Here is a 14,094-nt window from a genome sequence, read left to right as displayed (position 1 = left end):
TCTCATCCCGACACCGCCTCGATTCGACGCAAAATCAAGCGCGCGGGCTGGGATGATGCCTTCCTCCTCAGTATGCTTCGCCATATGCGATAGCCCTGCCCGCTTGCGGGGGAGGGCTGGGGAGAGGGTGCTTCAACAACGAAGACTCCCCAAGAAGAGAAAGCCCTCACCCGGCGCTACGCGCCGACCTCTCCCGCAAGCGGGAGAGGTGACCGGCACTGCCTATGCGTCTCAGCCCTTCTCCCGCTTCCCCTCCTCCAGTGGCACCACACTGGTCTTGCCGCTCATCGCCGAGAGCGCCTCAAGCGCCTCCTCGCAGAAGTCGGCCACCATCCGCTCGTGCCGGGCGCCGAGCTGAAGCAGGAGCAGATTGCCGAGGTCGAGCCGGCCTTCCGCCGTTCCCTCCGGAAAACGCTTCTTCAGGATGCGCTCGTAATTGGCGTGGCGGTCGCGGTGATGCTCCAGGCGGGCCATCAGATCAGTGCGCATGGGCTCGATGTCGATGCTGTCGAGCGCATGCAGCCGCACCAGGAGGTCGTCCTTGATCGAGGGCGGCGTGCTGGGCCGCGCGGCCCAGTGCCGCAGTGCTGTTCGGCCCTCGGGAGTAAGGGTATAGATCAGCTTATTGGGCTTGCCTGACTGCACGACCTCGCGGCCTTGGATGTAGCCGCGGTCGCGCAGCTTGGAAAGTTCGCGGTAGATCTGCTGGTGGTCGGCCTTCCAGAAGAAGCCGATCGATGAATCGAACGTCTTGGCGAGCTCGTAGCCCGTCATCGGACGTTCCGTCAGGCAAGCGAGGATTGCGTCGCCCAATGCCATGACCGGCCTCCCTTCGCGAATTTGACCGACTTACTTGACTTTATGCGCATCGGCGCATATGCGTCAATGTGCATATGAGGCAGCTTGCGCACGGGGCCAAAGACCCCGACGGAAAATCCAGCGGAATCAACCTCCTCGCTACTGTGCATGGGGTTGTTTTCGCACTTTTTGCCCTTGCCCTTAGGGAGGCACCTGAGAATGACCGGTCTCGATTCCTGGTACGCCTACATGAAGTCTCACGACCGCGCCGCGCTCTGGGACCTTCTGCACCCGGATGCCGTGTTCGAAAGCCCCGTCGTGCATTCGCCGCAGCGCGGGCGCGACATCACCTTCAAATACCTCTCCAGCGCCGAGAAGGTGCTCGGCGGCCCGGGCTTCACCTATGTCGGTGAATGGCGCAGCGACACTGGAGCCGTGCTCGAATTCAAGAACGTCATCGACGGTATCGAGATCAACGGTGTCGACATCATCAGTTTCGACAGCGACGGACGCATTACCCATTTCAAGGTGATGGTGCGTCCGCTCAAGGCGATCAACATGCTGCACCGCCTGATGGCGGAGCAGTTGGCCGCCCAATCATGACACTGCCCTGACGTTGCGGAAGCCGCTAAGCTCGCCACTGCGCCGCAGGGACTTCACGAGAAATCCACCACCTCAAGGCCCAACCAATTCGAGGCCCGTGCCGGGAGAACGCCATGCCGATCTATAAAGCCCCCGTCGACGATGTGAACTTCCTGCTCAACGACGTCTTCCAGATCGATCGCTACGACAATCTGCCGGGCTTCTCGGATGCGTCGAGCGACGTGCGCGAGGCGATCCTCGGCGAGGCCGCCAAGCTCGCTGAAGAGGTGCTCCAGCCGCTCAACCGTATCGGCGATCTCGAAGGCTGCAAGCGTGCCGATGACGGCAGCGTCACCACGCCGAAGGGGTTCAAGGAGGCGTTCAAGCAGGTCGCCGAGGGCGGCTGGCTTGGTCTGTCGGCGCCGACCGAATATGGCGGGCAGGGGTTGCCGGTGACGCTCTCCCAGGCGGTCAATGAATTCCAGATCTCCGCCAACATGGCGTTCTCGATGTATGGCGGCCTCACCATGGGCGCGACCGCGGCATTGCTGGTGCACGGCACGCCCGAGCAGAAGCAGACCTACGTGCCGAAGATGGTCGCCGGCGAATGGACCGGCACCATGAACCTGACCGAGCCGCATTGCGGCACCGATCTCGGCATGCTCCGCACCAAGGCGGTGCGCCAGGCCGACGGCAGCTTCAAGATATCAGGCACCAAGATTTTCATCTCGGCCGGCGAGCATGACCTCGCCTCCAACATCATCCACCTCGTGCTCGCCCGCATCGAGGGCGCGCCCGCCGGCATCAAGGGCGTATCGCTGTTCGTGGTGCCGAAATTCCTGGTGAACGCCGATGGTTCGGTCGGGCAGCGCAATGGCGTCGTCTGCGGCTCGATCGAGCACAAGATGGGCATCCACGGCAATTCCACCTGCGTGATGAACTACGACAACGCCACCGGCTGGCTCATCGGCGAAGAGAACAAGGGCATGCAGGGCATGTTCGTGATGATGAACGAGGCTCGCCTCGGCGTCGCCGTGCAGGGCCTCGCGCAATCCGAGGTCGCCTATCAAAACGCGGTTGCTTATGCCCGCGAGCGCATCCAGGGCCGCGCGCTGACAGGCGCCAAGGCGCCGGACAAGCCGGCCGATCCGATCATCGTTCATCCCGACGTGCGCCGCACGCTGCTCTCGATCCGCGCCTTCAACGAAGCCGCGCGCGCCTTCGTGATCTGGACCGCGCTGAAGAGCGACGTCGCGCATCGCTCGGAGGATCCCAGGGATCGCCAGGCCGCCGACGACCACATGGGCCTGATGACGCCGGTGCTGAAGGGCTTCCTTACCGATTACGGCTTTGCCAATGCGGTGCAGGCGCAGCAGATGTATGGCGGCCACGGCTACATCGCCGAGCAGGGCATGGAGCAGTTCGTGCGCGATGCCCGCATCGCGATGATTTATGAAGGCGCCAACGGCATCCAGGCGCTCGACCTCGTCGGCCGCAAGCTGCCGCGGGATGGCGGCCGCGCCATTATGGCCTTCTTCGGCGAGGTCATGGCTTTCGCGAAAGAGAACGGCGGCGACGAGGCGCTAAAACCGTTCATCGCCCCGCTCTCGACCTCACTCGGCCATCTCCAGCAGGCCACCACCTGGCTGATGCAGAACGCGATGGCGAAGCCGGACAATGCCGGCGCCGCCGCAACCGATTACCTGCATCTCTTCGGCTTCGTCGCGCTCGGCTACATGTGGGCGAAGATGGCGAAGGTGACGCTAGGGAAGATTGCCGAGAGCGGGGCCACGCCCTATCTCTCAACCAAGCTCGTCACCGGCCGCTTCTTCATGGAGCGGATGTTGCCGGAGACCGCGGCCAATCTCGCGCGCATCCAGGCCGGCTGCGCCACCATCATGGAACTGCCGGCGGAAGCGTTCTGACCTGCTTCCGCCGCCTGCTCCCAATCGTTGAACATCACATCAGGAGGGCGTCATGCCTGAGGCATTCATCTACGACCACGTTCGCACCCCGCGCGGCCGCGGCAAGGCGGACGGCGCGCTGCACGAAGTCACGGCGCTGGCGCTCGCGACCGTGCCACTGAAGGCGCTGAAGGACCGCAACAACCTGCCCGAGGACTCGGTCGATGACGTCGTGCTCGGCGTGGTCGATCCCGTAGGCGAAGCGGGCAGCGACATCGCGCGCTTCGCAGCGCTGAAGGCTGGTCTCGGCCAAGCCGTGCCCGGCGTGCAGATCAGCCGCTTCTGTGCCTCAGGTCTCGACGCCGTGAACTTCGCCGCCGCCCAGGTGATGAGCGGCCAGCATGAGCTGGTGATCGGCGGCGGCGCTGAATCCATGAGCCGCGTTGGCATCGGCGCCTCCGGTGGCGCCTGGCCGATGGATCCCTCAATCGCGGTGCCGGCCTATTTCATGCCGCAGGGGGTCTCGGCCGATTTGATCGCCACCAAATATGGTTTCTCGCGCGACGACGTCGATGCCTACGCGGTGCAAAGCCAGCAGCGCGCGGCCAAGGCGTGGGACGAGGGCCGCTTCGATAAGTCGGTGGTGCCGGTGAAGGACATCAATGGCCTCACCATCCTCGCCAAGGACGAGCACATGCGGCCCTCGACGACGATGCAGTCGCTGGCCCAGTTGCAGCCGTCGTTCACGATGGTGGCGCAGATGGGCGGCTTCGACGGCGTCGCGGTGCAGTCGCATCCGGAGATCGAGCGCATCAACTACGTGCATCACGCCGGCAACTCCTCGGGCATCGTCGATGGCGCCGGCGCCGTGCTGCTCGGCAGCAAGGAGGCAGGCGCGAAATACGGCCTGAAGCCGCGTGCCAAGATCCGTGCCTTCACCAATATCGGCTCCGAGCCGGCGATGATGCTGACCGGTCCGGTCGACGTTACCGAGAAACTGTTCGCGCGCTCCGGCATGAGGAAGTCCGACATCGACCTGTTCGAGCTGAACGAGGCCTTCGCCTCCGTCGTGCTGCGCTACATCCAGGCCTTCGACATCGACAGTGCCAAGATCAACGTCAATGGCGGTGCGATCGCGCTCGGCCATCCGCTTGGCGCCACCGGTGCGATGATCCTCGGCACCGTGCTCGACGAGCTCGAGCGCACCAACAAGTCCACTGCGCTGGTGACGCTGTGCATCGGCGGCGGCATGGGCACCGCAACCGTCATCGAGCGCGTGTAACGCGCTGCTGTAGGGTGGGCAAAGCGAAGCGTGCCCACGACTGCGGTCTTCGAAAATGATGGTGGGCCCGGCGCAAGAGCGCCTTGGCCCACCCTACGAGATCTCAAGTCAACCGCCAGCGCCTGAGATCGGCAGCCGGCACCGAGGAGCAACCAATATGTCGTACAAGAACTTCAAGGTTGAGACCGACGCAGACGGCATCGTGCTCGTCACCTGGGACATCCCGGCCCGTTCGATGAACGTGCTCGACGAGACCTCGACCAATGAGCTCGACGCGATCGTCAAGGCGACCACGGCTGATGCCGCGGTGAAGGGCGTCGTCATCACCTCAGCGAAAGAAGCGTTTTGCGCCGGCGCAGATCTCTCGATGCTCGAAGGCATGAACCAGGCCTATGCGAAGGTCTTGAAGGAGCAGGGCGAGACCGCGGCGAACCAGATGCTGTTCGAGCAGAGCCGGCGCTTCTCGCAGGTCCTGCGTTCGATCGAGACCTCCGGCAAGCCGTGGGCGGCGGCGATCAACGGCCTCGCGCTCGGTGGCGGTTTCGAGATCACGCTGTGCTGCCACTATCGCGTTGCCGCCGACAATCCCAAGACTCGTCTCGGTCTTCCCGAGGTCAAGGTCGGCCTGTTCCCCGGCGCTGGCGGCACGCAGCGCGTACCGCGTCTGGTGCCGCCGCAGGACGCGATGACGATCCTGCTCAAGGGTGATCCTGTCACGATCGAGAAGGCGAAGGCGCTGAACCTGATCCATGCCATGGTTCCCGCTGCCGACCTCATCAAGGCGGCCAAGGACTGGATCAAGGGCGGTGGCAAGGCGGTCGCACCCTGGGACGAGAAAGGTTTCAAGCTGCCCGGCGGCCCGGTGTTCTCAAAGGCCGGCATGATGATGTTCCCGGCCGGCAACGCAATCTATCGCCGCGAGACCTACGACAATTATCCGGCCGCGCGCGCGATCATGAGCTGCGTCTATGAGGGCCTGCAGCTGCCGATCGACGCCGCCTTGCGCGTCGAATCGCGCTATTTCACCTCGGTGCTGCGCTCGAAGGAGGCGGCCGCGATGATCCGCAGCCTGTTCCTGTCGATGCAGGAGCTCAATAAGGGCGCGCGCCGTCCGAAGCACGTGCCGCCGACCAAGGTGAAGAAGATTGCCGTGATCGGCGCCGGCTTCATGGGCGCGAGCGTCGGCTACGTCTCGGCTCGTGCCGGTCTCGATGTCGTCCTGATCGATCGCGACCAGGAGAGCGCCGACAAGGGCAAGGCGCATGCGCAGAAGGTGATCGAGGAGCAGATCAAGAAGGGCCGCGCGAAGCCTGGCGATGCCGAGGCGCTGCTCGCCCGCATCACCGCGACGGCGGACTACGCCGCGCTGAAGGACGTCGACCTCGTCATCGAGGCTGTGTTCGAGGACCGCAAGGTCAAGGCGGAGACCTTTGCCAGGGCGCAGGAGTACCTGAAGTCTGACGTGATCTTCGCGTCCAACACCTCGACGCTGCCGATCACCTCGCTGGCCGAGAGCTTCAACGACCAGGGCAAGTTCGTCGGCATCCACTTCTTCTCCCCGGTCGAGAAGATGATGCTGGTCGAGATCATCCTGGGCAAGAACACCGGCGATGTCGCGCTTGCCACCGCGCTGGATTACGTCCGGCAAATCGGCAAGACGCCGATCGTCGTCAACGACAGCCGCGGCTTCTTCGCCAACCGCTGCGTCGGCCGCTACGTCGCCGAGGGCAACGAGATGTTCCTGGAAGGCGTGCCGCCGGCGATGATCGAGAACTGCGCCAAGATGGCCGGCATGCCGGTCGGCCCGCTCTCGCTGTCGGATGAAGTCGCGCTCGACCTCGGTCTCAAGATCATGAAGGCGACGGAAGCCGATCTCGGCCCCAACGCCATCAATCCCGAGCAGAAGAAGCTGATGGTCGAGATGGTCGAGAAGCAGGGCCGGCTTGGCCGCAAGAACAGCAAGGGCTTCTACGACTATCCCGAGAAGGGCAAAGGCCAGAAGAGCCTGTGGCCGGGTCTCTCGGCCTTGCAGCCGAAGCAGCTTGACCCTGACACGCTCGACGCCGAAGAGCTGAAGCAGCGCTTCCTGGTGGTGCAGGCAGTGGAAGCCGCGCGCACGGTGGAAGATCACGTCATCACCGATCCGCGCGAGGCCGATGTCGGCTCGATCCTCGGCTTCGGCTTCGCGCCGTTCACCGGCGGTACGCTGTCCTACATCGATTTCATGGGTACGAAGAAGTTCGTCGAACTCTGCCACAAGCTGGAGGCCAAATACGGCTCACGCTTCACGCCGCCGAAATTGCTCGAGGAGATGGCCGCAAACGGCGAGACCTTCTACGGCCGCTTCGCGCCGAAGAAGGCGGCGGCCTGATACAAAGTCGTCAGTCCGGGCAGTCCGCAACGCGGACTGATCCGGAATCTCGATTGGCGTCGCGCGGTCATGCAACAACTGCGAGATTCCGGGGTCGCCGCGTCGCGGCGCCCCGGAATGACGAACAATCACTTCGCCTGGACCAATCCTTCCTTCCTCAGTGCCTCCTGCACCTGCGGGCGCGCCGCGACGCGGGCCTTATAGGCGGTCAGGTTAGGCATCGCCGAGAGGTCGAACTTCATGCGGTCGGCCCAGGTCAGCATCGTGAACAGGTAGCCGTCGGCGACCGTGAACTGCCTGCCCATGAGGTAGTCGCGGCCGGCAAGCTGGCTGTCGATATATTTCAGCTTGCCCATGACGCGGTCCTTGAAGAAGGCCTTGGCCTCCTCGTTCAGCGCCGGGGCGAACAGGGGGCCAAAGCTCTTGTGCACCTCCGAGGTGAGGAAGTTGAGCCATTCGAGCAGCTTGTAGCGCTCGGAACTGTCGCGGGCGGGGACCAGCGCCTTGCTTGATGCCTGATCGGCGATCATCTGGACAATCACCGGGCCTTCGGTCACGATCTCACCGCTGTCCAGGCCTAGCGCAGGCACCTGGCCCTTGGGGTTCAGCTTCAGATAATCCTCACCATTTTCGAGCTTCTTGGCCCGGATATCGACCTTGACCAGCTCATAGGGCAGGCCGGCTTCCAGGAGCGCGATGTGGGGGGACAGGGAGCAGGCGCCGGGCGAATAATACAGTTTCATGGAATTTCCTCCTCATGATGCTTGGTTCGAGCGAAAGAACGACTACATGCGCTTGCATGAAATAGTCAAGATTGATGCAGGTGCATCGAATGAGGTAAAGAGCGGGCGACGAGCTTGAGCGGGACCATGAAGCGCAAACCATCAACCGAGGCAACTTCGGCCTGGATCCGCCTGATGCGGGTGCAGAGCCGCGTGCTCGATTGCGTCGAGCAGGATCTGAAAAAGGCCGGGTTCCCGCCGCTCGCCTGGTATGACGCGCTGCTCGAACTGTCCCGCGCCCCCTCTGGCGAGTTGCGGCCGGTGGAGCTTGAACGTCAGATGTTGATCCCGCAATACTCGACCTCGCGGCTGATCGACCGCCTGGTCGACGAAGGTCTCGCCTTGCGGCGCGAATGCAAGATCGACAAGCGCGGCCAGTTCGTCGAGATCACGGAAGCCGGCCGCGAGTTGCAGAAGCGGATGTGGGGCGCCTATTCGGCCGCAATCGAGAAATATGTCGGTTCGAAACTATCGGATGCCGACGCCGTCAAGCTCAGCGGTCTGCTCGATCGCCTGGGCTGCTCGTGCGGCGAGATGAAACTGCCGCCCGTCGCCAACGCCAACGAAAGCACACCGTCGCGATGATCGCGCGGCAAACCAGCACGTCCGCGCGCCCGGCGGGTTCGCGGACGCTCCCCGTCACCCGCGCGTTCGGTCGAAGCGCTTTTTGATTAGAGTTTGATATGGCGCGAGACCAGATCGACATGACGCCACTGCAATCGCGCGACGAGCTCGTTGCGTGGTTCGAGGCCGGCTGCAAGGATCCGTCCGAATTCCGCATGGGGACCGAGCACGAGAAGACGCCGTTCACGCTCGAAGGCCACCGACCGGTGCCTTATGAGGGGGCGCGGGGCATCGGCGCGCTGCTCGAGGGCATGAAGCTCCTGCTCGGCTGGGAGCCGATCATGGAACAGGGCAATATCATCGGCCTCTACGACGTCACTGGCGGCGGTGCCATCTCGCTCGAGCCCGGCGGACAGTTCGAGCTCTCCGGCGCGCCGGTCGAGAACGTGCACCAGACCCAGAGCGAGCTGATGGCGCATCTGGCGCAAGTGCGCGAGATCGCAACCCCGCTCGGCATCGGCTTTCTCGGGCTCGGCATGACGCCGTCCTGGTCGCGCGCGGACATCCCGGTGATGCCCAAGGGCCGCTACAAGATCATGACCAATTACATGCCGAAGGTCGGTCAATATGGCCTCGACATGATGTACCGGACTTGCACCGTGCAGACCAATCTCGACTTCTCCTCGGAAGCCGACATGGTCAAGAAGCTGCGCGTCTCGCTCGCGCTCCAGCCGGTCGCGACCGCGCTGTTCGCCAATTCGCCGTTTACCGAAGGCAAGCCGAACGGCTTTCTCTCCTTCCGCTCCGAGATCTGGCGCGACACCGACAACGCGCGTTCGGGCATGATGCCGTGGGCGTTCGAGGACGGCATGGGCTTCGAGCGCTATGTCGACTACGCGCTCGACGTGCCCATGTATTTCGTCAAGCGCGGCGAGCAGTACATCGACGTATCGGGCTCCTCGTTCCGCGCCTTCTTCGACGGCCGCAACAACAATCTCCCCGGCGAGCGACCGACGCTGTCGGACTGGGCCAATCACCTCTCGACGATCTTCCCGGAAGTCCGGCTCAAGCGCTATCTCGAGATGCGCGGCTCCGACGGTGGTCCGTGGGGCCGGTTGCCGGCGCTGCCGGCGTTCTGGGTCGGGCTGCTCTACGACGATGTCTCGCTCGACGCCGCTTGGGAAATCGTGAAGCACTGGAGCGCGCCTGAACGTCAGGCCTTGCGCGACGACGTGCCGCGCTTCGGCTTCAAGTCGCGGATCAGGGATCGCTATCTCTTCGAGGTCGCCAAGGAGTGCCTGGTTCTGGCACACGCCGGCCTGCGCCGGCGTGGCCGGCTCGACCAACTCGGCCGCGATGAGACGAGGCATTTGGAGCCGCTCGATCGCATCATCGAGTTCGGCCGGACGCCGGCTGAGGAGATGCTGGACAAGTTTAATGGTCCCTGGAAGGGCTCGGTGGAACCTGCCTACGCGGAATACGCTTTCTAGACCAGGCTAATAGCAGGCAATTGAGCCGTTCATCGCCCGTACAGGTTTGCGGCGATCAAATGATCGGCTGGAAAAACCTGTGCATCGTCAATAACTCGAAAGCTGTTCCGATGGGAAAGGGCCGCCTGCCTGGGGTCGTCATGGCCCGCGTCCTGGCTTGCGTCGCGCTGCTCTCGCTCCTGTTTGCGAGCGCGCCGGCGCCGGCGCAGACGGCGTTCGACCGCCCAGGCGGCGACTATTTCAACACGCCGGTCACCTCAGGCGACCCTGAGGATTGCGCGCTGCTGTGCGAGCGTGACCGCCGTTGCCGCTCCTGGAGCTTCAACTATCCCGACGTCGAAGGCGGCTCGGCGGTGTGCTGGCTCAAGAACACGGTGCCGACGCGGGTGCCGGGCAATTGCTGCATCTCCGGGGTGCGCGGCGCCGGCGTGATCGAGCCGCGCATCGAGGGTGTGGAAACGTCGATCGATCGCCCGGGCGGCGACCTGCGCAATTTCGAGCTCAAGGTCGGCGAGGGCGAGGAGACCTGCAAGGCCGCCTGCACCGCCGACAACAAATGCCGCGCCTTCACCTATGCCCGTCCCGGCTACACCGGGCGCGAGGCGCGCTGTTTCCTGAAGAAGGAAATCAAGCCGCCGCGGCGGAAGGCTGGGTTCACGTCGGGCGTTGTGAGATAGGCCTGTCTTGTCCGGGACACGAGAAGGTTACGCGCCCGCTGCAATCACGGTAAGCTCCGGCCACAGCGCCTTCCATCGCGCGGATTTTGCCTCGTAATTGGCGGCGGAAAAACTCAGCGCCCGATTGGGCCGTACGATCAGCCTCGCGACGTCGTCGAACCCGTGCGGCGCATAGACATCGAAACCGTCGCCCGCGCGTCTCCCTCCGATTTGCGTGTTCTGCGTCAGGAAGCGGTCGATGCCGTCGGTCGAGCATGTCAGCGGTGGATAGGGCAGACCGTGCTTGTCGGGGTACCACAGATGCACGCGCGCCTGGTTACGAATCGCGACCTTGGCGGCGAGATGCGCGAGCCGCGCATGCAGCGTGCGGATCACCGCATCCTCCGCCTCCCAGGAGGTATCGGAATCGAAATGGAACACGTCGTAATCGGCGATACCGTGATCGATCGGGCGGCTCGTGAGCGCGTTCCACACCGATTGCACCAGGCAGCCTGCGACCAGCCACGCATCCGGCAGCGCGAGTCGGCCGAGCTCATCGACGATCGCGGCGTTGACAGGGTTTTGCAGAGCGAGAGCGAGGAATTCGTCTTTGCTCATGGCAAACCGTAGGAATCGTAAGGTGGGCAAAGGCGCGCGCTCCTTCGCGCGTCGTGCCCACCATCACTTACGATAGAAGTGGTGGGCACTTTGCCCACTCTCCGATCTACACTCTACTCAATGCACGGCGGTGAAGAACCGTGCGAGCCTGAAGCCGGAGAGCCAGGTCCACACCGGCTGGCCGCGGATGCCGAGATCCCAGGAGCCGAGCACCGCGTCCGCGCGGCCGACCAGATTGTCGATCGGCAACAGGCCGACGCCGCCGGAGCGCAAAGGTACGCGGCTGTCGGCGGAATTGTCACGGTTGTCGCCGAGCACGAAGAGATGGCCTGCTGGCACCGTCACCTCCGGCGTGTTGTCGAGCGGGCCGTTGTCGCGCATCTTGAAGATCAGGTGCGACACGCCGTTCGGCAACGTCTCGACATAGCGGTAGGCTGGCTCGCTGCCGCCCTTGTCGTCCTCGGCAGCGCCAACGCCATCGGGCTTCAGCTCGGCGGGACGGTCGTTGATGAAGAGCTGGCCCTGCCGCATCTGGATGCGGTTGCCAGGCAAGCCGACGACGCGTTTGACCCAGGCCTGCGAGCGATCACCTGGCCAGCGGAACACGACGACGTCGCCGAGTTTCGGCGTCTCCGCGAACACGCGGCCAGTCTCCGGCAGGTTGATCTGAATCGGTAGCGACGAGGTGCCGTAGCCATAGGGGAATTTCGAGGCGAGCAGCGCATCGCCGATCAGCAGCGTCGGCTCCATCGAGCCCGACGGCACGTAGAACGGTTCGGCGAGCGCGCCCTTGGCAATGAACACGGCGGCGACGATGCCGGCGAGCTGCATCAGCTGTCCGCCCCAGCCACTGCTCTTCCGCTTGGTGGTGACAGTGACCTTTTCTTCAACGCTCATGCGCCCGTCCCACCTACCGTGATGCGTTCCATCAGAAGCGACGGCTGGCCGACGCCGACAGGCACGCCCTGGCCGTTCTTGCCGCACGTGCCGATGCCGGTGTCGAGCGCGAGGTCGTTGCCGATCATGCGGATGCGGTGCAAGTCGGTCGGCCCGTTGCCGATCAGCATGGCGCCCTTCAGGGGCGCCCCCAGCCTGCCGTTTTCGATCTTATAGGCCTCGGTGCACTGGAACACGTATTTGCCCGAGGTGATGTCGACCTGGCCACCGCCGAAATTCGCGGCGAACACGCCGTTCTTCACGGAGGAGAGGATCTCGGCGGGATCGCGGTCGCCCGCGAGCATGTAGGTGTTGGTCATGCGCGGCATCGGCACATGGGCGTAGCCCTGGCGGCGGCCGTTGCCGGTCGGCTTCATGTTCATCAGGCGCGCGTTCTGGCGGTCCTGCATGTAGCCGACCAGGATGCCGTCCTCGATCAGCACGGTGCGATTGGTCGGCGTGCCCTCGTCGTCGATGGAGAGCGAGCCGCGGCGCGAGGCGATGGTGCCGTCGTCGACCACGGTGACGCCCTTGGCCGCGACCTGCTGGCCCATCAGGCCGGCAAAGGCCGAGGTCTTCTTGCGGTTGAAGTCGCCCTCAAGGCCGTGGCCAACCGCTTCATGCAGCATCACGCCGGGCCAGCCGGCGCCCAGCACCACATCCATCTCGCCGGCGGGAGCCGGAATCGATTCCAGATTGACCAGCGCCTCGCGCAGCGCGCCGTCGGCGGCTTCCCGCCAGGACCTGCTCTCGATGAATTCGCCATAGCCGGCGCGGCCGCCATAACCCTTGCTGCCGCTCTCCTGGCGGTCGCCCTGGCCGGCGACGACGGAGATGTTGACGCGCACGAGCGGGCGGACGTCGCGATAGCTCTCGCCATCAGGGCGCAGGATCTCGACCACCTGCCAGGTCGCGCCCAGGCTGACGCTGACCTGCCGCACCCGCGGATCCTTGTCGCGCAAGTAGGCATCGATCTCGGCGAGCAGCTTGACCTTGGTCTCGAAGCCCGGCGCATCCAGCGGATTGTCGTCGCCATAGAGCCGCACATTGGTGTGCGGGGGCGGAGCCGCAAAACTGCCGGAATAGCCGCCGCGCACGGCCGCGACCGCATCTGCGGCGCGAATCAGCGCCGGCAGCGACACGTCGGAGGAATGCGCATAGCCGACCGCGTCGTCCTTGACGGCGCGCAGGCCAAAGCCTTGCGAGGTGTCATAGGTCGCCTGCTTCAGCCGCCCATTGTCGAACATCAGCGCTTCGGTCTGGCTGTATTCCAGGAACAATTCGCCGTCGTCGGCACCGGCCAGCCCGCGCGCAACCTCGTTGCGAACCTGGTCGCGGTCGAGATTGGCGCGGTCGAGCAGGGAGGTTGTGGCAGGGTTGGTCATGCGTCCGTCCATTATCGGGAGGTGTGGGGCAAGATAATGTTTTCGGAACGGTTCCGCGAGGGCACGAAGCCTCACATTACGGAAACAATAGGATCGCCCTCGATCTCACACCTTACGGCAGCTTGTCATATCCCTCACCCAGCCCATTCAGGCTGAGCGGGAAGCCGATGCCCTCTTCCGGGGTCTCGAAGATGATGAAGGTGGCGGTCTTGGCGCCGCGGAGCTGACCCAGCAGCTTGTCGTCCATCACCACCTCGGCCACGCAGCCATTGGGCAGACATCTGACAAAACCGGCGCGGCCGACGTCCTGGTTGTCGAGCTTGAGGCCGAGGCCCGAGGGCAAGAGCACGCCGAGCGGGGCGACCACCCGCATCAGCCGGCTCTTCTGGTCGGCGGTCTTGAGCACGATCACGGTCAGTCCGGCATTGGAGCGGTCTTCCGCCACCACGCTCTGGATCAGGGCGCATTGCTCGGTCTGGGCGCCGGGCGGGGTGTCACAGCGGATCTGCCAATCGCCATGGACGGAGCGCACCGCGCCCTGCGCATGGGCCAGGCCGGGCAGCGCGAGGACGGCGACCGCCGCCAGCAGGGCGGCCAGCATCGTGGGCCCGCCAGCCTGCCTTGCCATGCTTCTCGAAAGCCCCATCGGGTCGGTCCCTCTGCTCGCCTGGTTCGCTCGCACCTGGCGGACTGATACGGGAATGACGGCGTCTTGAAGGCAATTCC

Annotated in this window: 13 protein-coding genes; 7 read left to right on the top strand and 6 right to left on the bottom strand. The window is 64.4% G+C overall.

Annotation, left to right across the window (positions count from 1 at the left end; genetic code table 11):
* Positions 1–231: 231 nt before the first annotated feature.
* Complete coding sequence (locus IVA87_RS24265) at positions 232–819, bottom strand: PadR family transcriptional regulator (RefSeq protein ID WP_247335310.1); 588 nt, start codon at positions 817–819, stop codon at positions 232–234.
* 198 nt (positions 820–1,017) lie between these two features.
* Here IVA87_RS24265 and IVA87_RS24260 point away from each other — a divergent pair, with 198 nt between their 5' ends.
* The 4 genes from IVA87_RS24260 to IVA87_RS24245 all read left to right on the top strand — a co-directional run bounded on the left by IVA87_RS24260 (position 1,018) and on the right by IVA87_RS24245 (position 6,937).
* Positions 1,018–1,401 carry a nuclear transport factor 2 family protein gene (locus IVA87_RS24260; protein ID WP_247307861.1) on the top strand — a complete coding sequence of 128 codons (384 nt, stop codon included), beginning with the start codon at positions 1,018–1,020 and terminating at the stop codon, positions 1,399–1,401.
* A gap of 113 nt (positions 1,402–1,514) precedes the next feature.
* Positions 1,515–3,305, top strand: a complete 1,791-nt coding sequence (locus IVA87_RS24255) for an acyl-CoA dehydrogenase C-terminal domain-containing protein (protein ID WP_247307864.1) — start codon at positions 1,515–1,517, stop codon at positions 3,303–3,305.
* Positions 3,306–3,357: 52 nt separating this feature from the next.
* Positions 3,358–4,566: an acetyl-CoA C-acetyltransferase gene (locus tag IVA87_RS24250; protein WP_247307865.1), complete on the top strand. Its 1,209-nt coding sequence runs from the start codon at positions 3,358–3,360 to the stop codon at positions 4,564–4,566.
* Between the two features lie 157 nt (positions 4,567–4,723).
* Positions 4,724–6,937 (top strand): FAD-dependent oxidoreductase, encoded by a 2,214-nt coding sequence (locus tag IVA87_RS24245; protein WP_247307867.1) that lies wholly within the window; start codon positions 4,724–4,726, stop codon positions 6,935–6,937.
* A gap of 128 nt (positions 6,938–7,065) precedes the next feature.
* Here IVA87_RS24245 and gstA read toward each other — a convergent pair whose 3' ends face one another.
* Positions 7,066–7,680: a glutathione transferase GstA gene (gene gstA / locus IVA87_RS24240; RefSeq protein ID WP_247307870.1), complete on the bottom strand. Its 615-nt coding sequence runs from the start codon at positions 7,678–7,680 to the stop codon at positions 7,066–7,068.
* 126 nt (positions 7,681–7,806) lie between these two features.
* Here gstA and IVA87_RS24235 point away from each other — a divergent pair, with 126 nt between their 5' ends.
* The 3 genes from IVA87_RS24235 (at position 7,807) to IVA87_RS24225 (ending at position 10,450) form a co-directional block, all read left to right on the top strand.
* On the top strand, positions 7,807–8,304 hold the full coding sequence (locus IVA87_RS24235; RefSeq protein WP_247307871.1) for a MarR family winged helix-turn-helix transcriptional regulator: 498 nt from the start codon (positions 7,807–7,809) through the stop codon (positions 8,302–8,304).
* 98 nt (positions 8,305–8,402) lie between these two features.
* Positions 8,403–9,773: a glutamate--cysteine ligase gene (locus IVA87_RS24230; RefSeq protein WP_247281770.1), complete on the top strand. Its 1,371-nt coding sequence runs from the start codon at positions 8,403–8,405 to the stop codon at positions 9,771–9,773.
* 110 nt (positions 9,774–9,883) lie between these two features.
* Entirely contained in the window at positions 9,884–10,450 is a 567-nt protein-coding gene (locus IVA87_RS24225) for a PAN domain-containing protein (protein WP_247282045.1), read from the top strand.
* Between the two features lie 27 nt (positions 10,451–10,477).
* On the opposite strand, the gene IVA87_RS24220 is transcribed toward IVA87_RS24225, so the two are convergent.
* The 4 genes from IVA87_RS24220 to IVA87_RS24205 form a co-directional block, all read right to left on the bottom strand.
* Positions 10,478–11,047: a nucleotidyltransferase family protein gene (locus tag IVA87_RS24220; RefSeq protein WP_247307872.1), complete on the bottom strand. Its 570-nt coding sequence runs from the start codon at positions 11,045–11,047 to the stop codon at positions 10,478–10,480.
* A gap of 117 nt (positions 11,048–11,164) precedes the next feature.
* Entirely contained in the window at positions 11,165–11,944 is a 780-nt protein-coding gene (lepB, locus tag IVA87_RS24215) for a signal peptidase I (RefSeq protein WP_247307873.1), read from the bottom strand.
* Entirely contained in the window at positions 11,941–13,368 is a 1,428-nt protein-coding gene (tldD, locus tag IVA87_RS24210; RefSeq protein ID WP_247307874.1) for a metalloprotease TldD, read from the bottom strand. Before tldD ends, lepB begins: the two co-directional genes overlap by 4 nt.
* A gap of 112 nt (positions 13,369–13,480) precedes the next feature.
* Positions 13,481–14,014: an invasion associated locus B family protein gene (locus IVA87_RS24205; protein ID WP_247307875.1), complete on the bottom strand. Its 534-nt coding sequence runs from the start codon at positions 14,012–14,014 to the stop codon at positions 13,481–13,483.
* Positions 14,015–14,094 lie beyond the last annotated feature (80 nt).

The sequence above is a fragment of the Bradyrhizobium sp. 147 genome (assembly GCF_023073935.1).
Taxonomy (GTDB): domain Bacteria; phylum Pseudomonadota; class Alphaproteobacteria; order Rhizobiales; family Xanthobacteraceae; genus Bradyrhizobium.
Note: the sequence above shows the minus strand (reverse complement) of the source record. Positions and strands in the feature narration are given on the sequence as shown.

Bases quoted from the DNA above. Each gene is read 5' to 3' on its own strand.
- IVA87_RS24265 (WP_247335310.1), bottom strand. From the start codon at position 819: ATGGCATTGGGCGACGCAATCCTCGCTTGCCTGACGGAACGTCCGATG.
- IVA87_RS24260 (WP_247307861.1), top strand. From the start codon at position 1,018: ATGACCGGTCTCGATTCCTGGTACGCCTACATGAAGTCTCACGACCGC.
- IVA87_RS24255 (WP_247307864.1), top strand. From the start codon at position 1,515: ATGCCGATCTATAAAGCCCCCGTCGACGATGTGAACTTCCTGCTCAAC.
- IVA87_RS24250 (WP_247307865.1), top strand. From the start codon at position 3,358: ATGCCTGAGGCATTCATCTACGACCACGTTCGCACCCCGCGCGGCCGC.
- IVA87_RS24245 (WP_247307867.1), top strand. From the start codon at position 4,724: ATGTCGTACAAGAACTTCAAGGTTGAGACCGACGCAGACGGCATCGTG.
- gstA (WP_247307870.1), bottom strand. From the start codon at position 7,680: ATGAAACTGTATTATTCGCCCGGCGCCTGCTCCCTGTCCCCCCACATC.
- IVA87_RS24235 (WP_247307871.1), top strand. From the start codon at position 7,807: ATGAAGCGCAAACCATCAACCGAGGCAACTTCGGCCTGGATCCGCCTG.
- IVA87_RS24230 (WP_247281770.1), top strand. From the start codon at position 8,403: ATGGCGCGAGACCAGATCGACATGACGCCACTGCAATCGCGCGACGAG.
- IVA87_RS24225 (WP_247282045.1), top strand. From the start codon at position 9,884: ATGGGAAAGGGCCGCCTGCCTGGGGTCGTCATGGCCCGCGTCCTGGCT.
- IVA87_RS24220 (WP_247307872.1), bottom strand. From the start codon at position 11,047: ATGAGCAAAGACGAATTCCTCGCTCTCGCTCTGCAAAACCCTGTCAAC.
- lepB (WP_247307873.1), bottom strand. From the start codon at position 11,944: ATGAGCGTTGAAGAAAAGGTCACTGTCACCACCAAGCGGAAGAGCAGT.
- tldD (WP_247307874.1), bottom strand. From the start codon at position 13,368: ATGACCAACCCTGCCACAACCTCCCTGCTCGACCGCGCCAATCTCGAC.
- IVA87_RS24205 (WP_247307875.1), bottom strand. From the start codon at position 14,014: ATGGGGCTTTCGAGAAGCATGGCAAGGCAGGCTGGCGGGCCCACGATG.